This window comes from Methanosarcina mangrovi (assembly GCF_052057765.1).
Lineage (GTDB): Archaea > Halobacteriota > Methanosarcinia > Methanosarcinales > Methanosarcinaceae > Methanosarcina.
In genome coordinates this window covers 858,747-881,425 of record NZ_CP195120.1, presented here as the reverse complement: position 1 = coordinate 881,425, position 22,679 = coordinate 858,747, and the positions used below count along the sequence as shown (strand labels likewise).

Below are 22,679 nucleotides of genomic sequence, written 5' to 3'. Positions count from 1 at the left end.
GCCATGACCTATTCTTCCTGTTGATCTTTCCCGTTGATCAGGGCTTTTTCTTAAGGATCAAATGTTTGAAAGAGTTGAGGAAGAAGAGGGATGAGCGAAAAGCAGCACATATATATAACAAACATTCAGAATATATTAAAACCCCTAAAAATGTTTTGAATGCAAAAGGCACTGAAAATTATATGGGACTAGGTGGGACATAGAACTGCATCCTGGGAGTTGAAAAGCAAATATTTTCGGGACACTCTTGAAACGAAAAATGTGCAGACGATTAAGCTCTGGTCCGGACAGCAGTGTTGACGCTAAATGATAATCGAAACGTTAGCATCCTGAAAACCGGCAGTTTAACATGAAAAAATGGTTCGACATACACGGTTATGTTGGAGTACGATATTTGCGAGAACACGTAAGATCTGTCATAGTAATCCTTAATAGGCGCGGATTTCAAAGAATTTTTGAAACAATAGTGCAAATATGAAGTAAAACATTGTGAAGTAAAACATTGTGAAATAAAACATTGTGAGATAAACATTGTGCGATAAACATTGTGAAGTAAAACATTGTGAAGTAAAGCATTGCGAAATAAAATATTGTGAAATAAAGCATTATGAAATAAAGGCATTGGACCCACACGTAGAAAGAGAAAAAAATTAAAGATGAAGGGTTTGGATAAGAAATAAATGAATAAGATCCCTTCTCACTTGAGTTTTTGAGGGAATCGAAATGCAAACCGATCCTGCAGAGACACTAACAATGACATTAAATTCCACTTTTCAGGAAGCCTCTTTTGAAATTGAAGACCGCCCTGATGCTTACGACATTACTGCCGGGTCAGGGAAAACGCCCTTAATCAAGTTAACAAATGTCTGGAAAATCTACCGGATGGGAGAGATTGATTTTGCAGCCCTCAGCGGGATCGACCTTGAGATCTACAGGGGGGAATTTGTAGTAGTCCTTGGCCCAAGCGGAAGCGGAAAAAGTACACTTATGAATCTGCTGGGCTGCCTGGACCTGCCTTCAAAGGGGACGGTTTTTCTGGACTCAAGGGACATTTCCAGTCTTGACGAATCCGAACTTGCCCGCATCCGGGGACAGATGATAGGGTTCATTTTTCAGAGCTTTAACCTGATCCCGACGCTGAATACACTGGAAAACGTCCTTTTGCCCCTGGAATTCCAGGAAGAAGACCCTGTACAGGCAAGAGAAAGAGGAGAATACCTGCTTGAGATTGTAGGGCTTTCGGATAAGAAACGAAACCTCCCCTCACAGCTCTCAGGCGGACAGAGGCAGAGAGTTGCAATTGCTCGCTCCCTTGCCGTAAACCCCCCTATAATCCTTGCCGATGAGCCGACCGGAAACCTGGACAGCAAGACCGGGGATTATATCCTGGAATTTCTGGCAAAATTACATGAAAAGGAAGGCAAGACAATTATCATTGTCACCCATGACCTGGACCTTGTAAAACATGCGACAAGAGTCGTGTACATCAGAGACGGAAAGATAGAAAAAATCGAAGACGTCAATAGAAAAAAAACATGAAGGGGAAATGAAATGAAAAAAGTTTCCATATTAATGCTCCTGATTCTATTTTTATCAATCATACCTCTAAACGCCGGGACAGCTCTCGCCAGCGGGTTGATAGACTCCTCCTCAGTACAGGTAAGCCTTACCAACCAGAACCCTGATGCAGCAAGGCCAGGCGAGCCTGTGGAACTCACGGTAAGCATAAAAAACGTGGGGAATAAAGACCTTAAAGACATAACTGTCGAGATCACCCCCGAGTACCCGTTCGGCAAAGTATCGGGAGAAACGCTAAAAAAAGAGATAGCTTACCTGAATGCAAGACAGGATGAAGACAGTGCAGGCGTCCTTAAGTTCAAGCTCATGACCGATTCCAATGCTTCCGAGGGCACATACGAAATAGACATAACCACAACTGCAAAATCGGGAGATGGATCATCTTCAAGCACCATCACAACCACAAAAACCGTTTATCTTGAGTTAAGGGGGAAAGAATACGCCCAGATAGTAACCATTAACAAGGCAAATATCGACGTGGCAAAAGAAGAACCCCTTGAGTTCATTGTAACAAACACCGGAAACTCCCCCCTCAAGAACATGGTCATCTCCTGGAAAGACCCCGAAGGCGTGATCCTCCCGGTATATTCTGACAACACCAAATACATTAAGTACCTCGAACCCGGAGACTCCATAACCATTTATTACTCGGTAATGGCAGATGTAAACGCAGACCCCGGGCTTTACACTCTGGACATAAACCTTACTTTTGAAGACTACGAGTCAAACGCAAAGAACATCAGGACAACGGCAGGGATCTTTGTGGGAGGGGAAACGGACTTTGATGTCTCTTTTTCCGAAAGTGATGCCGGAGAAATCTCCCTTTCGGTTGCAAACGTGGGCAATAACATTGCATATTCGGTGAAAGTATCGATCCCGGACCAGGATGGATACAGGGTATCGGGAAGTTCCTCAACGATTGTCGGGAACCTTGAAAAAGGGGACTACACTATCGCTACTTTTAATGTAATGGGCGCCCAGGCGGCAAACCAGAATGAAGAAAGCTCAGAGGGAAGAGCCACGGCTGCCCCTGAGAATGAGTCTTCCGCTTTCAGGGCTGAGCCGGCACTGAAAGTCAGGATCGAATATACGGATGCCAGGGGAGAAAGAATAACAGTAGATAAAGATGTTCCAATTGAGATGACCGCAACTGCAGGAACTACAGCAACCGGGGGCAGACCTGGAGCAAGAGGTTCCAGCAGCAGCCTGAGCTCGTATCTGACCTATATAGTGGTAATAGTAGCTGCAGGAGCAGGAGTTATCCTGTACCGCAGGAAAAAGCTGGAAAAAATAGGAAAAGGATCGGGAGATAAAAAGCAGGAAGAAGGGAAACACATCCTCTGAAAGTAAAAATACTAAAAAACAAAAACCGAAGGATATTTCATGAGAAATTCTACCTATATGAAAATGGCCCTGAATATGCTCCTGCACAGCAAACTCCGGAGCTGGCTGACAATCATAGGGATCGTCATAGGGGTTGGGGCAGTGGTGGGCATCATCTCCCTCGGGGATGCTATGGAGGCAAACGTGCAGAGCAGGCTTGCTGATATGGACCTGACTAAAATCACCATCTCGCCAGGATACTCAAGAGCCCAGTCGAATATGCCGGGCCCCGGACGAGGTTGGGGAGGAGGAGGTTCTACGACCGATGCCGAGCTGACCGATGACGACGTTTCAGCCCTTCAGGGCATAGAGGGCATAGCGTACATCTCAGGCGAGATTTCCGGCAGAGAGGAGGTAACGTATACGGGGGAAACCGCAACCCTTTCTATCACGGGGGTGGACCCTCAGGTCTGGCAGTACATGACCACCCTCGAAACCGAATCAGGAAGAATGCTCAAGCCCTCGGATAAGTACGTCGCAGTCATCGGGAGTGGAGTTGCCAGTGGAATTTATGACCAGGACGTGGGGATAAACCAGGTGATAACGATCAACGGCAAATCCGTGCGCATTGTAGGAATCCTAGCGGAGGAAGGGGGAAGTGAGGACAGGCAGATCTACATGCCAATCGATGCCGCAGTATACGTGATCGAGGATGCAGAAGAAGACGTCTTTGATTCTATCACAGTAAAAGCCCAGAGCGAAGAGATGGTAGACAGTGTGGTCACGGAGATCGAAGACAAGCTCATGATCTCCCGCCATATTGTGAGGGAAGACGACAGGGACTTTTCCGTAACCGCTTCAAAGTCTATGGCCGAGTCCGTTACCGAGATGACGGATTCCATCACCCTTTTCCTGGGGGCAATTGCAGCCGTGTCCTTGCTGGTAGGGGCAGTAGGCATTGCAAACACCATGTTTACTTCTGTCCTTGAAAAGACAAAGGAAATAGGCACGATGAAAGCCATAGGAGCGAAAAACAGAGATATTCTTATGATTTTTGTATATAACTCCGCAATGGTAGGCTTTGTAGGAGGGATCTTTGGAGTTATGCTGGGAGGGCTGGTTTCGGCTCTCTTCCCTTACCTTGGAGTGACTCTGATGCGGGGAGGAAGCGGGACAAGCATCTCTCTTTCCCCTGGCCTGATGGTCTTTGGGCTGACTCTTGCGGTCCTGATCGGGGTAATTTCGGGAGCAGTCCCGGCATACAGAGCTTCAAAACTGAAACCTGTGGATGCCCTCAGGTACGAGTAACCGCAAGCTCCGGAGAAAAGACACGGGACCTGCCGGCAGACCACAGGATCTGCAGACAACATGGCCGGGGAATCTTTCCCCGGCATTGAGAGCTTATTTCCAGCGCTGCGAATTCAAAACGAAAAGTATTGCAGTCAGCCTTTTTCCTTGTTCAGATTCTTCAATTCAGAGCCTTTACTTTTCAGGTTCTTATTGTCGTCCACCCAATCATCTATGAGTGCCCATAGCTCAGGGGAATTGTTGTCTATCAACAGGCTGCCGTGTCCCTGGTCATTCCAGCTTATAGTGGTAACCCGACTGTTTGTATTTCCGACCTCGTTCTCATACCACCATGCGCCATAGTCGCCAAAGCCTCCCCCAAGTCCGACATAAAGTACCGGAGAGTCTATTCGGGAAGAATTAATTTCATAACCCTCAACATTGCCCATCAGGCCAGCCATATACTGGTCCAGATACTTTGGCGTATAAGGTACAGTACCCCCGGTCAAAGTCAAATTAAGCAGCCGGTCTTCGTCAACGTAATAAAGGCCGCTAAGATTCCCGCTCCAGTAGTGATAGTCCGGAGTATAAGGATACGCGGAGAAACTATACGTCTGGCTTGCCGTGAGCCTGAAAAACTGCCTGTTCGTAAGTTCGGGCTGCAAATAGAACTCAGCATCAGGTTCTGTAGAAGCCAGGTAGGCTATGTACATCATTCCTGCCATACTACTATCTCTATAAACTCCGTTTTCGATACTTTCGTTAATGGAAGCAAATTCCTGCGCCTGATTCTGTATTAATTCGGAATTTTCGGGATTATATGTGATAACAATGTCAACCGGCACTGCTCTGTCAACAGAGCCTGCAGGGAGATCGTCATACTCACTTGCCTCATAAGCCGTAAGAAGCATTGCCCCGTGACTGTGGCCGATTGCCGTAACCTCTATGTTTTCTGCAGATTTACCGCTTAAGAGAGCTGTATGGCTTCTTGAGGCATTGATACCTTTGTACGTGTCCTGAAGGTATTCCTCGAAAGTCCAGTCCTGCATAAAACCGAAATCAGTTTCATCTGCCGGAACATTTGTTTCTCTCCTATCCAGGATATATGCGCTGTACCCCTGTTGAGCATAGTATATCGCCATGTCGGAATAGAATTTCTCGGTCAAAGCATGCCCGGGTAGAATCACCAGATTCTTATCTGCTTTTGTAGTCCAGGGTCTTTTCTCCCGCACATAGTTTGTAAGAGTTATATTGTCATATTCTCCGGGCCCGACGTTTACCTTAATTTTATACTCTGCCACATTCCCGGAAACAGGTCCTATTCTACTGCTTTCAGTAAAAGGCAGACAAGATTGTGAAACAGCAAACGGAGCAGGGGTATACGAAATTCCCGGCTGGACAAGCCTGGTATGAATATTCCCGATCTGCAAATCCGGAACTGCAGCCGAAACCGGAGAAGAAACCGATAACAGAATAAAGAAAGCAGCAATTAAATTTATTCGCATTTTCATGTTTTCACCTATCAATATTTTAAACTGGATGGACTCGAGAAACCATACGTTTTAAAAGAAGCCCTATTATTCCCCGTTTTAACGTCAAAAGTAGTAGTGCAAAACAAAAGAAACAAGCCCAAATAGCTAAAGACCGACAGCGTAAAAGGAGCCCTTGAAAGGATTCCCCGGGAAAACAAATGGGAATGAGCTTACGGATAAGGCTCCTGAGCTCCCTATACCCTCAAAACACTACCTTTCAATCAAACAGGATTTGTACAGATAAGAATTGTGATTTTAACTTTCGTTTCTATTTTTTTCTGAAGAATGACTATTAAGGTGAGGACTAAACCTAACCGGATAGGGAGTTTTGGTGTTAAAGGTCGGGTCGTTCTATTATTTTTTGCTCAAAAGGACTATTCCCCGGATATCAATTCTGTTTTCGGCAGGCTTTTTTGGTTCATGTTCAGGAAAGGAGAGCCTCAAAGACCGCCCTACAGAGGGTCCATTGCATTGTGGTTACTTCGGGGATAAAAACAAGTACTTCAGCTGCTAATAATCAAAAGGGAGGATGGGGACTCCAAACATGACAACGCTGAAAGATTCCGTGGTAATAAACCGACCACCGGAAGTTGTTTTTGAATGGTTTGCACATTTTACGGAAAACTACAGAACCTGGCACAAAGACCACGTACTTGCCAGGTGGGTCAAAGGAAAGAATTTTGAAAAAGGCTCCGTGCTCTATGCCGAGGAATACCTCGGGGGTAAACTGGAAAAGTTGAGCTTTGAAATTACAAATTGTGTACCGAACGAACTGATTGAGTACAAGGTGTCGTTTCCGGCTTCAATTGTCTGTTCGGGAGGTTCTTTTTCCATAAAACCTTCCAATGGCGGGAGTGTCTTTACTGCCACGCTTTCGTTCCGGTTTGGCGGGGTTATTTCGAAGGTTACCGGGAAGAGAGCTGAAGCTATCCGGCTGCATATGAAAGAAGAAGGGGAGAATCTGAAGGCGTTGCTGGAGAAATGAGGAAATTAAGGTTAGTTCCTCAATAAAGATATATGTTCAAAAAACCTGAATTCATAAAGAGGGGGAATAGGATAGTTGATCATACTTGACGAGCCATACGTTTCTCAAATTCTGCGGGACACCATTATAGAAATGAACCTGCCTGTCCTGAAAAACAAAACCTCCGAACGCCTGGGCTTAAGCAAGGAAATAAACCTCCTGGAAGACGCCGAATTTATTGAACTTTTCGAAAGAGAGGACTCCCACAAAATCTACAGCAATTCCGAAAACTCCCTCGTCTGGATAACAAACAACCTCGGGTTTACAGGCATCCCGGAAAAGATCGGGCTTTTTAAGGATAAGCTCAGATTCAGGGAACTGATGGAGCATATCTATCCTGATTTTTCCTATCAGGGAGTGGATTTTGCCAGCCTGGAAGAGCTGGATATCGAAACCGTCAGAAAACCGTTTATAATCAAACCTGCAATCGGCTTCTTCAGTGCAGGGATATACAGGGTCGATACCGCAGAAGAATGGGAAAAGGTCCTGCCAGCCTTAAAACAGGAAATGGAAGCTGTAAAAGATCTTTTCCCGCCTCAGATCTTTAACTCCGGGCAATTTGTCCTCGAAGACTACATTGAAGGGCCGGAGCTGGCAGTAGATGCTTATTACAATAGCGAAGGAAGGCCGGTTGTCCTGAATATCATGGAGCATTTGTTTCCGTCGGAAGATGATGTTGAAGATAAGGTCTACACGACTTCAAAAAAGACTATTGAGAACTACCTGAAAGCAGTGACTGAATTGCTGTGCGAGATAAATGAAGTTGCAAAACTTTGGGATTTCGAGTTGCAGGATTCCAAGTTGGGGGGTTTTGAGTTATGGGACCCGGAGCTAAAGGATTCTGATATAAGGGATTTTGAGGTACAGGATTCCGCGTCCCCCGATGTACAAAGGCAGGGATTGAAGGATTTTCCGCTTCATATCGAACTGCGGGTTGATAAAATAGGCAGGTTGGTACCCATAGAAGTAAACCCGATCAGGTTTGCAGGGTGGTGCACAACCGATATTGCATATTACGCATACGGGATCAATGTCCACAGGTATTTTTGCGAGGGACTGGAACCCGACTGGGAAGAAATCTTAAAGGATAAGAATAGGGATAAAAGGGCTTACTGCCTCTTGATTTCAAAAAAACCTGACGACATTAAAACGGAAGAAATCGAAGCATTCGACTATGAAGGTCTTCTTTCTCGTTTTGAAAAGCCCCTGGAACTCAGGAAGCTTGACTACAGGCAGTATCCGGTTTTTGCGTTCCTCTTTACTGAAACAGAGGATAATAACTGGGAGGAGATTGAGAGATATTTGATATCGGATTTAAAAGAGTTTATCCGGATTCGCACAGAACAGGGAAGACTGCCAGAAGAATAAAACGGTTAGCTGGAAACGGCTAGCTGAACTCCAGACTTTTCATGGGAATTTCTCAACCCTGGTTCAAACCAGATAGGTGCTGCCCGTCAATCCTGTCATACAGCTCTTTCAAAGCCCTGTGCAGCCTACAGACTTCCTTTTCCCAGTCTTTTTTACCGGATTCCGGGCAGGAACCCATCTTTAAAGCTGCCAGCCGCGAATAGTTGCGGGAAATTTTTCGGTTACTCCAGGAGAGGTCGAACGCCTGATCGGCTTTTTTGATGCTGTATTTTTCGTGGATCAAAAACTCATAGACCTCAGAAACCCTGTCCGGCTTTTCTCCGGGGTTTTCAGGAAAGTCCGGGGAAAGATAGGAAAGAGCCGCCAGATTCCTGAGGCGAGACCTGACCCCGCAGCTTTCGGGGCAGAGTTTTCCAGAGTTTGCAAACTCAAGCATCTCACGGTATTCGAGGAAAATATCCGTCTGCCCGAAACCGGAGGGCAGAGTTTTCCCCAGGGAGATAAGTACGTGGATGCATTCATGAAAGAGGATTTTTGCTATCAGAAACTCGATTCTTTCCTGAAGGTTCCACAACCTTTCAACCAGTTCTTCATCCCACAGTTCATGAGGATTTACCAGGATGAGGGACCTGTAGGTTATTTTCTTATCTCTTCTGGAAACTATCTTCTTCGGCTCAAAAGCCAGCCCCTGCAACTTTCCGAAAAACTGTACCCGGACTGCAAGCTCCAGGCAGTGTTCCCATTCTCCGGAATGCACACTTTTTACCCTGTAATATTTCCCGTCAAAGTGCACCTTTTTTATCAGTCGGTAAAGGTCCTCACTCTGTTCTTTGATAAGGGCTTTTATCATGGGCTCCCGGTAAATGTTCAGGTCAAGTTGCATAAGCCCGGGAGAAAAATACAGGTACTCAGGAGCAGGAAACGAAACAGGAGCAAATGCCGGGACCAGATATGGAAAGGGGGAAGCTGCAGAGGAAAAATTCCCCTTCATCCCGGGTACATGCAAAGCGGTTTTTTTCTTTGGCGAAGACTTTTTTGTTCCTGTTTCCCGAATTTCTTGCATCATAAATTAACCCCTCACAATTGACCCTTTTTCCCCATATTACTAATATAACATAGTAATACGATAATTAATTTTTATGTTATTTTTTAATATTGAAACTTATTAGATATATACTTTTTCATACAAAAAATGAAGTAAATAATAATACATCATAGTGTAAAAGATGATATTCTTAGAAAAACTGATACTTTTAACAAAAAGGACAAAGTCGAATGGAAGTGAGCGCCGTGGTATGGCTCTGTCACATATTCTTTTTTCCCAATACTACAGAAACAGACCACAATTCAGTTACTAAATCTTCCACCACTGTTCCTTTTAATAAGCCTGCCTTCACCATCCGACTTCTCTCAAATAGATGACTTTTATAAAGCTCATCCAAAAAAAAGTTTAAAATAATCTTAGAATCTTAAATTATTAACATTTTTTATATGAGAAATAAAAGACAGATGTGGGTGTAGGCTAAATGAAAGTTCACAGGAAATTGCATTCTGTATCGTTAATATCAGTAACTATGATTTTGTTTTTAATTTTTGTTTCATCTACGGCATCGGCAGTTACAACAATTTCTCAGTCTCCAAAGACTAATCAATCAAATCTTGAGCTTTAGATTTTAGACCGATATATATTATATTTTTTCAAACCAAATTCAGAACCAGAGCCAGAAAAAGAATAGAAAAAAATAAAAGAACTGGAGTTGAAGTATTTTTTAATTGCACACTTCCGGACAAACTGTGGGATACCCTTCAGCCTTCCAGGCGGCGATGCCACCCATCATATTGTAAACATTCCTGTATCCGGAATCTACAAGCAAATCTCTTGCAGCATCGCTTCTTGCGCCACTTTTGCAATAAACAAGGATTGGTTTATCCCCTGGGACTTCCCAAAGACGGTTTTCCAGGAACTCTTCAGGGAGCAATCCATCTGGATCCGGATCAGGTACATTTTTCAGTGGAATAAGCGTTGCCCCTTCTATATGCTCCGCATTGAATTCGGCCGGAGTACGGACATCCAGAAGGAAGAAAGTCCCGGTATTGAGCAGTGAGTTAGCTATACTGGCATTCACATCTACAGTGTACCCTTCACTTATCCAGGCATCGATGCCTACCTCCATGTTATAGACATATCTGTAACCGGAATCTACAAGCAAATCTCTTGCAGCATCGCTTCTGGCACCACTCTTACAATAAACAAGAATCGGTTTATCTTTCTGAACTTCACAAAGCCGTTGGGCTAAGAGCTGCTCAGAGGGTAATACGATAGAGTCTTGAGCCGGTACATTTTTAAAAGGTATCAGGGTCGCCTCTTCAATGTGTGTTTTATTGAATTCGGCCGGGGTGCGGACGTCCAGAAGGAAGATGTTCAAGGTTCTGAGGATCTCGTTAGCTTTACTGGCATTCGTATCAACAGTACACCCCCTGGCTAACCAGACGTCGATACCGCCTTCCATGTTATAAACTTTCTTGTAGCCGGCATTGACCAGCAGACTACATGCAGTGGCACTTCTGCCACCGGTTTTGCAATAAACAAGTATCTTTTTGTCGACTGGAACTTCACTTATTCTTGCCGGCAATAACTTTTCAGAGGGCAATTCAACAGAATCAAGCGAGGTTACATTTTTTAAAGGTATCAGGGTTGCCCCTTCAATGTGTGTTTTATTGAACTCAGCCGGAGTTCGAACATCCAGAAGAAAGACATCTTTCTGTTCGATCATTTTTTCAGCTTTACAAACATTAACATTTTTGTATCCATCCAGATAGGTATCTGCTGCTGCAATACCTGGTGTGATTACAAAAAACGCTAAAAGAATTGCAGCAAAAAATAACATGAATTGTTTATTCAATTACATCCCTCCATATTCGCAAATTTGTCCCTGCTAAAACCCCAGAATTTTTGAGCTAATTCGTTCAAATTTGCTAACTATTATTAAAATCCGTATTTAGAAGCAGTACCCAGAAGTGACAGTTCTTTGCGTTGTAAAGATATTTGCCAACATACATTAGCTGCAATCTGTCATATTGTATAATAAATTGGTACAAAAAAGCAAGAACCCAAAATCTGGATTTTAATAAATACATAATGTACTAACTTCAAATATATATGCTATTAGGAATAATTGACTCACATAATAATATTATATTATATATTATTCGGTTTATTTTCAGATTTAATGATCTCCCTATAAATAGGCAGCTTAAATGAATTCTTTTCTGGGAACCATACGTTTGCTATTAAATTCGGGGCTGAGAGAACAGGATTTAGCTCTTTTGCCTGAACGTATCTTATTTAAACAGAAAAATTTCCGCTCAGGTATTGGAAAGATCAAAAGAGATGGTAAAAGAAGAAAACGTTAAAGGCTTAAGAGACCGAAAAAGAATAGGATAAAACATATGATAGAATAAAAACATGCGAGTCCAAAAACGGCGGGAAAAAAATAGCATGGAAACGGCAGAAGAAAAAGGGAATATGGAAGAGAAAAAAGAAGAAAGTATGGATGAGAAGGAAAAAACAGGAATCATTCCCCCTCAAAAAGTTACGGAAGGTGTGGGGGTACTTCTCGGGGATCCAAAAAAAGCCGTTGTCAAGCTCTCGATTCCTATTATAGTTGCAATGTCCGTACAGACCATCTACAGCCTGACCGATACCTTCTGGGTTGCGGGGCTGGGGGCAGACGCTCTGGCTGCTATAGGTTTCTCTTTTCCTTTTTTCGTAATCCAGATGGCGCTTACGAGCGGGCTTGGAGTAGGGGGAGGGGCTGCAATTTCCAGGCGGATAGGAGCCAGGGATAAAGCAGGCGTGGATAACGTTGCAGTGCACACCTTTGTGCTCATGATAATCCTCACGGTTGCCCTTACGGTTCTCGGACTTGCCTTTGTAAGAGACCTTTTTATGTACAGCGGAGCCGGGGATACAACGGCGTTGGGGGTTTCATATGCCAGGGTCATCTTTGCAGGCAGTTTTGTTTTCTTTTTTGCAAACGTTGCAAACTCCATCCTGAGAAGTGAAGGAGATGCGAACAGAGCAATGCAGTCCATGATCCTGGGCTCCGCCCTGAACATAGGGCTCGACCCGATTTTCATATACGTTCTTGGTCTGGGGGTTGCAGGGGCAGCCCTGGCAACGGTAGTCTCTTTTGCATTTTCGGGACTGCTGATGTTTTACTGGTTCTTTATCAAAAAGGACACCTATGTGTCTTTTGATTTCCATTCATTCAAATTCAACAAAGCAATTGCAAGCGACATCTTCAGAGTCGGAATACCCTCTTCGGTTGAACAGATTGCCCTGGCAATGACTGCCCTTCTCATGAATCTTATCATTGTCAATGTCAGCAACACCGATGGAGTTGCAGTCTATGCCACAGGCTGGCGAGTTGCAAGCATTGCAGTTGCTCCCTTGATAGGAGTTTCAATTTCCGTCGTTTCAATTAGCGGCGCCGCATTCGGAGAAAATAACTTTAAAAAAGCCCGGCATGCCCTCATTTACGCAACGGAAATAGGTTTTCTTGCCGAAGCCCTGATAGGCATCGCCGTATACGTATTTGCCCCGCAGATTGCAGCTGTGTTCACCCAGGCTGAAACTGCCGCCCGTATCGCTCCGGAACTGACAAGGCTCCTGAAAATCATGACCGTCTTTTACCCGGCGGTTACCTTCGGAATGCTCTCTGCCTCTCTCTTCCAGGGAGCAGGAAAGGGAACAAGCGCCCTTATTGCCACCCTCCTGAGGAGTCTGGTTTTGACCCCCCTCTTTGCTCTCCTCCTTGCCTACGAATTCGGCTGGGGGCTGCTTGGGGTCTGGTGGGGGCTGGTTACGGGTACGGTGAGCGGTTCACTGATTACTTTTGCATGGGCTCAGGTATATTTGAGGCGTATGATAAAAGCGAAGGAAGCGAATGAGAAGTGATGAAGGAGGAAAAAACCATCTTTCTTGGAGCTTCATAGTCCATCAACAGTAATTAGTCCGCCAATAGCTGCCTGATTTCGCCAGTGTACCCACAAAAATGAAAGATCAGTTATTCTTGAGAAGGCTGTCTACGATAATAGCCACAGAAATCGAGAAAATCGTATAATGCGCCCATTACTGTTGCTGTGGTGAATAAAAAATTAACATCGGTTACGACTTCACACTTTTCACGATCCGAACCAGCCCACGGTTCCAGAACCTGCGGATCCGGAACTCTGAGTATGGGTTTTGAAGACCAGCTCCCATCTTCATTCTGGTTCTCAATTAGCCAGATAACCGAATCTTTGACTTCTCTTGATTGGGCATTGTTCTCGCATAAAAGGAGCGAAGATAAGGAAAGAGCTGTGTAAAATGGATAAGGAGTAGACTCGTAACCATTTCCCCATCCTTTTGACGGAACAAATATGCTTTCTAACCAGGAGATAGCCTTCTTAACCGGATCGGTTTCTCCAAGTTGCTTTAAAAAACCGCAGGCTAAACTCGTTCCGTAGATCCTGCAATCCCACCAGTAAGAATCCCAGTATCCGGCAGGATTCTGTCTGCTTATTAAAAATTCCCTGGCATTCGATATTTCCTGCTCAAACCATTCCGGACCTGCTTTCAGAAAAGCATTTCCTGCCATTGCTGTTATTGAAGGCTCGGAAATACACCAGGCACTGTCTGGCATTGTATGATATTTCCCGTTTGAACCTGGAAAATAAGTTAAAAAACCGCCTGTGTTTTTATCCTGATAAGATGCAAGCAGGCCAGCGAATTCGTGCAGATAAAAAGCAAAATTTTCCTGAGTTAGAAGATTTTCTTTTTTGAAATAATATGCAAGAAGGCGTACCACGTTCGCTGTAGAATCCGCATCAGGAAGGCAGTTCTGGTGGTATCCCCAGCCTCCAGAAGAAGATTTTGTGTGAAGAAGCCAGACTATTGCCTTTTGAACAGATTCATCCGTATCCGGAAGCCTTGAAAGGTTGTATGCGATGTAAGCAGTTACCCACTGAGAACTTTTCCCCATTCCCGGGATGTAAAAATCCAGCCAGTAACCTTCACCGGACTGATTCGAAATGATGAAATTACTTGACTTCCGTATCGCCAGTTCAACATCCTTTAACATCTGGTTGTTAAAGATCTGGTTGTCTGAGATCCTGTCGTTAAATATCTGGTTACCGGAGATCTTGTCATTTAATATCCGGTTACCTGAGATCTTGTCATTTAATATCCGGTTACCTGAGATCTTGTCGTTTAATATCCGGTTACTCAAAATCCGGCCATTTAATACCTGTTCATTTGTCAAGGTTGAAAACCCTCTTGTTCAGATATGTAATGAGATCTAAGGGCGGGTAACGACTATCCCAGGATTCCTCATTGCATCGGAGATAAAGGGTTATTTCCAGGCCTGCTTTTTCAGTATAACCTATGCCTAACCAGTGCAAATATGCGTTATCATTCTTTTCAAACCATGTGAAAAAGTCTTCCGAGCCGGGACTCAGGGCCGAAACCAGATGAAAAATAGATTTTTCCAGGGATTTCAGGCAAATTTTGGAGCCTGTGGATATATGGTAACCGAGAACAAGTCCCGAGGAATTTCTGGTACTGACCTGATTCCAGTCATCCGGAGGGATAAGTTTCATTATTTCATCAAATATACGGGGAGATGGAATCAGTTTTTTTAGATCCTCAATCACACGGGCATAATTGTCAGGAGTGACAAGAGAATAGGTTTTCAGGACCCAGTTACCATTTGAATCAAATTCATAGCCGTATCCTTCGTTTGCCTCGTGAAAGTAAATTCTTTTAGCATTCATATCGAAATTTATGCCCGCAATTATCCGAACATTTTCATTGTGCCTGTTTTTTATCATACCATATAGCTCTTCGGGGGCAGCCATCAAATCGAGTAACTTTTCTTTTTTTTGCCATATTTCAGCGCCATTTATTCCAAAAATTGGGATGGAGTACCTGTTATAACTGATTGAACCGGAACTTATCTTAACGGAACTTTCAACCATAGGAAAGTCGGAAATTCCCCAGCAAGCATACATTTCTTCAATCGAAGAATAAAAGTCCAGAACTTTTCCAACGGTACTTTCATTTGATCCGCTTTTGATCAGATTGATATGCTCATTCATAGGACCACAATTTAACTGTTATCAAAATTAAACTGTTATCAAAAATTAGCTAATTGTTTAAAGTTGGGAAGATACTTTATCAAATTTCTCTAACAGGCAGTTTTGCCTGAACAGGACATTCCGGTTGTGCATCGTAAATTGTGCCATATGAAGAAAGTACATCTCTGTAACAGTATCCTTTAATTCGATGGCAAGCTTCGAATTCCAAACAGTCATAACATACGGAATTTTTGAATTTTTCGCGGGGTGGGTATATAAAATCAGTAATTCTTTCAGAGTTCCATATTCCCATAATTCCTTCATCAAACACATTGCCCACAATGAACTCTGCCCTGTGAGGAATCTGTTCGCATAAAGTAACATCCCCATTGGGCTGGATAATCATATTCGAACGGCCCCCGGAGCATACTGCCCGATCTTTCCATTTCTCAGGAGAAAGGTTTCGGTTTCCTCCGGCGGTCAAATTTTTTTCAATGCTTATATTAAGGAGAGGATAATTTTGATTTACGGACTCTGCAAAGTCAGAGATGAACTCTTTATGCCGGATGGATAAAAATAAATCATCATCATGTCGGTATCTACTTCTACTGTACTGAACAAACTGAAAATCCCTGACTCCAAGGCTCGCAAACTCGTCAAGAATAGCTGACATTTCAAGATAATTAAAAGGAGTGAGAACGCATTTTATTTTGGGACAGATCCCTACTTTCAATAAATTCTTAACCGATTGAATTGTTTTTTCGTAATGGTCTTTCTTTTTGACCATATAACCCGCAGTTGGTGCGTCAACACTATCTATACTTAGCTGGACGTATCGGAACAGGTGTTCAGGTGCATCCCCGATACCGATATGCATTGATGCCAGGCTCTTAGCCGTGTTTTCATCAATAAAGGATTTTGTCGAAAGCAGAAAAACAAAATCTCGGTCTACCATCGCCTGCAATATCTCAAGTGCATCCGGGCGCGCAAAGATGTCGGTTCCGCCGATATCTACAAGGAAAATTTCATTTTCCTGAAGTTCGTCAAAAATTTTGATCCACTGGCTGAGCTCTTTTTCCTCGCACTTTTTCCTCTCTGCATAACAGTATATACAGTCATAATGGCAACGGTTTGTAAACGATATGCTCACAGACAGAGGTCGGGATAATCTCACTATGGGGAATTGATACCCTTCAATATCAGGAATCAATTTTTCAAGAGTTTCGAGTGAAGGACTGCTTTCACCCTCAAGTGCCAGTATATCTAAGCAGAAGATTGACGAAACTGTTTGATCAACTATCTCAGACAAGTTTTTACTACTGGTTCCCTGACCTTCCGAACAAACTTTTTCATAAAGACTGGAAAAAATTTCCAGGGCATTTTTTTTGATATCTGAGAGACTATTGGTGCCGTCAAACAAAGGAAGGATCAGAGCTATATTGAGAGGTAAAACTAAATACTTATTTTTTTCAACAGTACTTTCGTAAGCGACAATATATCCCCCATCGCTTCGTAAGATCTGGTTTCCTGCCAGATATGGTTTATCCTGTTCACAAAATTGCATACGCGACCAACTACCATTAAAAAAATATTAAAGTGCATTAGAAAGTAATGCACATAATAGTTCGGCTTACCAGCGCATGCCATTCGAACACTGGTCGCAACCTACTTTTTCCTGAGCCGTAAGCAGCGAACTTTCAAGATCCTGTTCTGAAACATTGATGTTCTTCTTTTGCAATTCTTCTTTGACCAGTTTTACAAATTCAGGCACTTTACCTTTAGCATCTTCTGATAATGTGGGTTTCTCCATACTATACCTCCAATTCATTTGATTTGGGCCTTCTCACCATCTTTCTAGAAAATTGCCTGCAGGACATATTTCAAGTAAAAGATTTCAAGTGATGAATTAAATATACAATGTATTTTCTGCTATAAGACACTTCCCAACAGTATAAATTTAGAAAAAAATTACATTTGTTTTTGTGAGAAAAATCTCCAACCCATTTTATAACGGGTAGACCTTACCTGCTCCATTTCATTCAGTATCATTTTTCAGAATCCCTGTTTCCAAAATTATATGCTATTTTGAACGCATCAGAATTATAATAAAGCCCTCAAAAACACGAAGCCATTGATTCTTAAATCTGAATCATCTTTTGCTGGCAGGCTGGGGATATAGGGCTGGGAATACAGAGTTCAAAAATGAATCCTGCTCAAACTCCTATCAGGGCTTTCGCTTAAACATACCAAAAGAAATAAGAGTCAAGGTTGGATTATGAGAGCCTCAAAAATTTGTATTCAGCTTGTCCTGTTAATTTCTCTGGTTCTTCTGCTCCTGAGCGCTTCAGTTTACTCTCAGCAGGGAGATCAGGACAGGGAACAGGATAGGGACAAAAATTACACGCAACTTCAGCTGCATTCAGAGCTTTCGGCTCAGAAGGACACTGTCGCTTTAAAGGTACGCGAAGCTGCAAGCCTTGTGGAAGAAAAAGGAGAAGAAACCTTTCCCGAATTCAGAGAAAATGGCAGCAAATGGTTTCATGATGATTTCTACATCTATGTCTGGAAACTTAATGGAACAAGGGCTATCAGGGTTGTCTATCCTCCGGACATTCAAGGAGAAGGACAGGATGTAAGTGAGATTACGGATATTAACGGCAAGCCCATAGGAAAGCTTTTCATCGAGACCGCCCTGAGCGAAAGTGGAGAAGGCTGGGTACCCTACGAATGGCCAAAACCCGGGGAAGCAAGACCTTCAACCAAATACGGTTTCATAAAAAGAGCTACTTTCGGGGGGGAAACGTATCTTGTTGGTTCGGGCTTCTATGTAGAAGATTACCTATTTACACAAGATACCGAAAATTGCGAATTCATTAATGCAACAGGGATTTCCCTGTGTGAACTGATTCACCCGAGAAGAATGGAAAACAACCCCGGAATCAACTACAGCATTGCATATGAGGTAGTGGACCCCGGAGAAAAGAGCCTCCCACACAGGCTTTCAAACCCAGAAACCTATTACACTCTTGAAGGAAACGGAACACTATACATCGACGATGTGCCAGTCACCCTTCATAAAGGAAAACTCGTCTTTGTTCCTGCACATGAAGTTCAGTATATGGAAAATACGGAAAACTCTTCTCTTCTCCTTCTTGTGATAGATCAGCCAGCCTGGAAAGCTGAAAATGAAGAAATCATAGGCTAAGCAGGAAAAATAAGGAGAATGGAAGGGGATAAAGGAGAATCCTGAAAGTAAGGTTTCTATTTGTTCCTTTTTAACTCTTTTTTTGGAAATTTCACAATAGAATTGAAAACTAAAGAATGCGAACTCGGGAAAAATGCAGTTAGGAAAGGGTACCTGATAAGGTCGACTGTTGAGGACACCTGATGCGGACCCGATAAAGAGTCCCTGATAAGAATGCTTAATAAGGGCGTTTGATAAGTATTCCCGATACTTAAATAAATCTCTAATTATCAAATCATAAAATATAAATAAAACCTGCTCCTTTTTTAGTTTGAAATCGAACAGTAAGAAAAGAAAATAGTAAGATTCAAGACAGTCATGATTCGGATGATACGATAGAAAATAAAAACCCAGTCAAACCCAAAATATTCGATACCCAGGAAAAACAGTTAAATCGGATAAAATCAGTAAGATCCGGTAGAATCCGATAGAACCAATAAAAAACCATCCAGAAACCCGTCAGAAGAATTGAATCAAGCACGCCTCACAAACAGACCTACAAGATCAAAAACGCCTCCGAAAAACTTCTGATGGCTACTGACCCTGGCATTATCATCCGGATCAGGACTGGGAAAAAGCGCCTCACTGTGATAACCGATGAAAGAAGAAAGAGTAAAAGAAACTATAAAACTCCAGATTGAGATGCTCCATCTTCTCCACAAAAATTTTTCCAAAGCATTTCATCAGACAGGTAACAGCCCATATAACCTGAACAAAAATCAGAATAAAGCTATCCTGATTATAGGGGGGGTGGGCGAGATTATGCCTACAAATCTTGGAAAATGCCTGGACCTTCAGAAAGGGAGCCTGACCAGCATGATCGATGCCCTGGAAAAAGAAGAGCTTGTCTGCAGAAGAGGAGACCCCAGGGATCGGAGAAAAATCCTGATTTCACTCACGGAAAAAGGGAAAGCTTATCGGGAATGGTTTACAGAGGAGCTTGAAAAGAATTATTCTGAAGTTCTGAACAGGCTTGCTGAAGAAGATATTGCAGCCTACCAGAAAAGCCTGAAGACAATACTCGACACACTGAAGAAACTGGATGGAACTGCCTGAAAGGAAAAAAACTGGCCTCGAAAACAATACTGAGGTCTTAAATGTACCCGGATCTCGTAGGCAAACTTAAGAAGCTCGAATTCATAGAAAACGAAGTGAAGACCTGTGTGGAGCTTCTTATCACAGGCGATGCGACAGCAAGAGAAATCAATGAATTTACACACGTTCCAGGGCTAAAGATTTATGCTACGCTGGATAGAATGTCAAAAAAGAAATATATGGAAGTCATAGAAGGAACTCCAGTATATTTCAGGTGCATTGATCCGGAAAAGTTGACCGAAAAGTTAAAGACGAATTCCTTTTCTCCCTGCAGGAAACATTGAAGGAACTTAATTCTGCAGGCTACGGCACAAAAAACAGGTGCCGTTAATCCCGGTCTGAGTCCCCTGAGCTCCAGAAAAAGATCAAGCCCTCTTGAAGAGTAAAAGGGAAAAAGACGTATTAAAAGGAAGATAACTAAATGAAACCCAGGACTGCCGTGAATTCAAATCCCTTCGATTCTGAAAAAGGACCGGAAAAAAGTGGCGTAAAGATCCTTGCGGGAGACCCGAAAAAAGCCATCATCAAACTTTCAGTCCCGATGATTGTTGCGATGTCTGTCCAGACTATTTACCAGCTTGTAGATACCTACTGGGTTTCCGGGCTAGGGGCTGATGCACTTGCGGCAATGGGCTTTGTATTTCCTTTCTTTTTTATCAGCATGGCTCTGTCCAACGGGCTGGGAATAGGGGGAGGGTCTGCAATTTCCAGGCGGATCGGCGCCCGGGATAAAACAGGAGCAGACAACGTAGCCGTACATACGATTATAATGATGCTGCTGCTCGTGTTGATATTCACCATACCCTTCTATATTTTTGCTCCCCAGATCTTCTCTCTGGTAGGGGCAGGAAGAACAACCGATCTTGCAGTAGCTTATGCGAGAGTAATATTCCTCGGGAGCCTGGTAGTTTTCTTTACGAATGTAGCTAACGCCATCCTCAGGGCCGAAGGGGATTCAAAGCGGGCAATGCAGGCAATGGTCCTCGGCGCAGCCCTGAATATTGTCCTTGACCCTATTTTCATATACACCTTTAACATGGGAATTGCAGGCGCGGCATGGGCAACCCTTCTTTCATTAGCAGTCTCTTCACTGATGATGCTGAACTGGCTATTTTTCAGAAAGGATACTTTCGTCTCCTTCGATTTTGAAGGCTTCAGCTTTGAAAGGGATATTGTAAATGATATCTTCAGGATAACGATCCCTGCCTCTGCCCAGCAGCTTTCGATGTCGCTGTCCATGCTTATCCTCAACCTTATCATTGTAAACGTAAGCAATACCGACGGAGTTGCTGTCTACTCAACCGGCTGGCGGGTCGCTACAATTGCAATTGCTCCCCTTGTAGGGATTGCAACAGCTGTTGTTTCAGTCTCAGGAGCCGCCTTCGGAGCGAGGGAATTCGAAAAAGCCGAAACAGCCCACACTTATGCAATAAAACTCGGGCTCTTAATCGAAAGCCTGGTTGCTGCATTTACTTTTATTTTTGCCCCGCAGATTGCAGCCGTATTCACACAGACTGAAGAAGCCGCCCATATCGCACCGGACCTCATCCATTTCCTGCGTGTGATCTGCATTTTCTACCCCTCAGTCTCTTTAGGGATGCTCTCGACCTCTTTCTTCCAGGGCGCAGGAAAAGGCATGAGTGCCCTTACTGCAAACCTCCTGAGAACCTTAGTATTTACCCCGCTCTTTGCGGCTTTTTTCGCCTTCACCCTGGATATGGGTCAGGTCGGGGCCTGGTGGGGAATTGTCGTAGGGAATGGAATGGGAGCTGGAGTAACATTTGTCTGGGCAAGGTTATACCTCAGCACAATCCTGAAAACAGGATCCTTTAACATGCCTCTCGAACAGGGAGTTTGAAAAGAATTTTCACATAGTTGTTTGCAAGAACAGTTTATCTTTCCCGATGCAAATATTTATATAGAAAGAATAGGTAATAAGTTACCGTCTGCCGGCAAAAATTAAATATTCAAAAGGTGAGCCAGAATGAAAGAAACAGTTCCACAAAAGCCGCTGGAACCAGTTTTGCACGGGTTCCTGCTCCGTGACCGTACATTCGTCCCAGCCTCAAAGATAAAAATCCTGAAGCTCTTAGGGTTTATTCCAACACGTTAAGCATAAACCTGAAAAACGTCCCTGAAATGCAGGAAGGGCTAACCTTCCCGGTCAAAGGCAAAACAAAAAAACTAATTCGGAAGGCGGATACATTTACAGACAAAGCTAAAATTTCCTCCACCGAAAAACGGCGAACCACCCAACCAATTAACAGAACAAAAGTCCATCAGAACAAAAGCCCATAAACCTTAAAATTGCCCAGAGTCAACCTTTGACAATTGAAAAATTTCCGGGAAACACTTCCAATAAATACGCTGAAATAAAAATGACCTGGTAAAGATCTCAAAAAAACGAACGGAATCTAAAAAACGAAAACGAACGGATTCTAAAAACGAACGGAATCTAAAAACGAACGGAATCTAAAAACGGATTCCAAAAAAAAGATTCTAAAAATGGATTCCAAAAAAAGATTCTAAAAATGGATTCCAAAAAAAGATTCTAAAAATGGATTCCAGAAAAAGATTCTAAAAATGGATTCCAGAAAAAGATTCTAAAAATGGATTCCAAAAAAAGATTCTAAAAATGGATTCCAAAAAAAGATTCTAAAAATGGATTCCAAAAAAAGATTCTAAAAATGGATTCCAAAAAAAAGATTCTAAAAATGGATTCCAAAAAAAGATTCTAAAAATGGATTCTAGAAAAGAGAAAGTCCAGGAAATTTAAGATAAACAAGTACAAGTCTTCCCAAAAAAGTCTTCAAATCTGCCTTCAAAAATATATTTCAACGCGACACCCAACAAATGAAGCCAGAACAATTTGAAGAAAAAATGCGAGACACCAACAGCTCCATCCCTGGAGTAATAACCAACATATAAAAAACGGAAAGTGTAAAAGTTAAACCCTGCCCAAAAAACGTTCAATAATCGGGAAAGGGAAAGGAGAGAACTGGAAATAAAAATTCCAGTTCTTTTCTAAAAAACGTAACCACTTCGAATTCTGTTCTAATCAATTTGTTCTAATCAATTCTGTTCTAATCAATTCTGTTCTAATCAATTC

Annotated in this window: 18 protein-coding genes; 11 read left to right on the top strand and 7 right to left on the bottom strand. The window is 43.0% G+C overall.

Annotation, left to right across the window (positions count from 1 at the left end; translation table 11 throughout):
• Positions 1-65 precede the first annotated feature (65 nt).
• The 4 genes from ACSAZL_RS04200 (at position 66) to ACSAZL_RS04185 (ending at position 4,209) form a co-directional block, all read left to right on the top strand.
• Positions 66-203: a hypothetical protein gene (locus tag ACSAZL_RS04200; RefSeq protein ID WP_440947482.1), complete on the top strand. Its 138-nt coding sequence runs from the start codon at positions 66-68 to the stop codon at positions 201-203.
• A gap of 679 nt (positions 204-882) precedes the next feature.
• Entirely contained in the window at positions 883-1,539 is a 657-nt protein-coding gene (locus ACSAZL_RS04195; protein WP_440948780.1) for an ABC transporter ATP-binding protein, read from the top strand.
• Positions 1,540-1,551: 12 nt separating this feature from the next.
• Positions 1,552-2,922, top strand: coding sequence for a COG1361 S-layer family protein (locus ACSAZL_RS04190; RefSeq protein ID WP_440947481.1), 1,371 nt, complete (start codon positions 1,552-1,554; stop codon positions 2,920-2,922).
• Positions 2,923-2,961: 39 nt separating this feature from the next.
• The gene (locus ACSAZL_RS04185; protein ID WP_440947480.1) at positions 2,962-4,209 is read left to right on the top strand and encodes an ABC transporter permease; all 1,248 of its coding nucleotides are present in this window, start codon (positions 2,962-2,964) and stop codon (positions 4,207-4,209) included.
• A gap of 134 nt (positions 4,210-4,343) precedes the next feature.
• Here the strand turns inward: ACSAZL_RS04185 and ACSAZL_RS04180 are convergent, their stop codons facing one another.
• Positions 4,344-5,693, bottom strand: a complete 1,350-nt coding sequence (locus tag ACSAZL_RS04180) for a hypothetical protein (protein WP_440947479.1) — start codon at positions 5,691-5,693, stop codon at positions 4,344-4,346.
• A gap of 571 nt (positions 5,694-6,264) precedes the next feature.
• On the opposite strand from ACSAZL_RS04180, the gene ACSAZL_RS04175 reads away from it, so the two are divergent.
• Both ACSAZL_RS04175 and ACSAZL_RS04170 read left to right on the top strand, forming a co-directional pair.
• Positions 6,265-6,705: an SRPBCC family protein gene (locus ACSAZL_RS04175; RefSeq protein WP_440947478.1), complete on the top strand. Its 441-nt coding sequence runs from the start codon at positions 6,265-6,267 to the stop codon at positions 6,703-6,705.
• A 75-nt stretch (positions 6,706-6,780) separates the two neighbouring features.
• The gene (locus ACSAZL_RS04170) at positions 6,781-8,112 is read left to right on the top strand and encodes an ATP-grasp domain-containing protein (RefSeq protein ID WP_440947477.1); all 1,332 of its coding nucleotides are present in this window, start codon (positions 6,781-6,783) and stop codon (positions 8,110-8,112) included.
• Positions 8,113-8,164: 52 nt separating this feature from the next.
• On the opposite strand, the gene ACSAZL_RS04165 is transcribed toward ACSAZL_RS04170, so the two are convergent.
• Positions 8,165-9,178 (bottom strand): hypothetical protein, encoded by a 1,014-nt coding sequence (locus ACSAZL_RS04165; RefSeq protein WP_440947476.1) that lies wholly within the window; start codon positions 9,176-9,178, stop codon positions 8,165-8,167.
• Between the two features lie 703 nt (positions 9,179-9,881).
• Positions 9,882-11,015 (bottom strand): rhodanese-like domain-containing protein, encoded by a 1,134-nt coding sequence (locus ACSAZL_RS04160; RefSeq protein WP_440947475.1) that lies wholly within the window; start codon positions 11,013-11,015, stop codon positions 9,882-9,884.
• A 596-nt stretch (positions 11,016-11,611) separates the two neighbouring features.
• Between ACSAZL_RS04160 and ACSAZL_RS04155 the strand changes: the two genes are divergently transcribed.
• A complete protein-coding gene (locus tag ACSAZL_RS04155) occupies positions 11,612-13,072 on the top strand; it encodes an MATE family efflux transporter (protein WP_440947474.1) in 1,461 nt (486 codons plus the stop codon).
• Positions 13,073-13,181: 109 nt separating this feature from the next.
• Here ACSAZL_RS04155 and ACSAZL_RS04150 read toward each other — a convergent pair whose 3' ends face one another.
• The 4 genes from ACSAZL_RS04150 to ACSAZL_RS04135 all read right to left on the bottom strand — a co-directional run bounded on the left by ACSAZL_RS04150 (position 13,182) and on the right by ACSAZL_RS04135 (position 17,041).
• The gene (locus tag ACSAZL_RS04150) at positions 13,182-14,417 is read right to left on the bottom strand and encodes a hypothetical protein (protein ID WP_440947473.1); all 1,236 of its coding nucleotides are present in this window, start codon (positions 14,415-14,417) and stop codon (positions 13,182-13,184) included.
• Complete coding sequence (locus ACSAZL_RS04145; RefSeq protein ID WP_440947472.1) at positions 14,407-15,252, bottom strand: hypothetical protein; 846 nt, start codon at positions 15,250-15,252, stop codon at positions 14,407-14,409. The genes ACSAZL_RS04150 and ACSAZL_RS04145 overlap by 11 nt, the downstream gene beginning before the upstream one ends.
• Positions 15,253-15,331: 79 nt before the next feature.
• Positions 15,332-16,540 (bottom strand): radical SAM protein, encoded by a 1,209-nt coding sequence (locus ACSAZL_RS04140; protein ID WP_440947471.1) that lies wholly within the window; start codon positions 16,538-16,540, stop codon positions 15,332-15,334.
• Positions 16,541-16,861: 321 nt separating this feature from the next.
• On the bottom strand, positions 16,862-17,041 hold the full coding sequence (locus tag ACSAZL_RS04135) for a hypothetical protein (RefSeq protein WP_440947470.1): 180 nt from the start codon (positions 17,039-17,041) through the stop codon (positions 16,862-16,864).
• A gap of 465 nt (positions 17,042-17,506) precedes the next feature.
• Between ACSAZL_RS04135 and ACSAZL_RS04130 the strand changes: the two genes are divergently transcribed.
• From ACSAZL_RS04130 to ACSAZL_RS04115, 4 genes are all read left to right on the top strand, one after another.
• Positions 17,507-18,436 (top strand): cupin domain-containing protein, encoded by a 930-nt coding sequence (locus ACSAZL_RS04130; RefSeq protein WP_440947469.1) that lies wholly within the window; start codon positions 17,507-17,509, stop codon positions 18,434-18,436.
• A 636-nt stretch (positions 18,437-19,072) separates the two neighbouring features.
• Positions 19,073-19,531, top strand: a complete 459-nt coding sequence (locus tag ACSAZL_RS04125; RefSeq protein WP_440947468.1) for a MarR family winged helix-turn-helix transcriptional regulator — start codon at positions 19,073-19,075, stop codon at positions 19,529-19,531.
• A gap of 41 nt (positions 19,532-19,572) precedes the next feature.
• A complete protein-coding gene (locus ACSAZL_RS04120) occupies positions 19,573-19,854 on the top strand; it encodes a helix-turn-helix domain-containing protein (RefSeq protein WP_440947467.1) in 282 nt (93 codons plus the stop codon).
• A gap of 137 nt (positions 19,855-19,991) precedes the next feature.
• Entirely contained in the window at positions 19,992-21,428 is a 1,437-nt protein-coding gene (locus ACSAZL_RS04115; protein ID WP_440947466.1) for an MATE family efflux transporter, read from the top strand.
• Positions 21,429-22,679 lie beyond the last annotated feature (1,251 nt).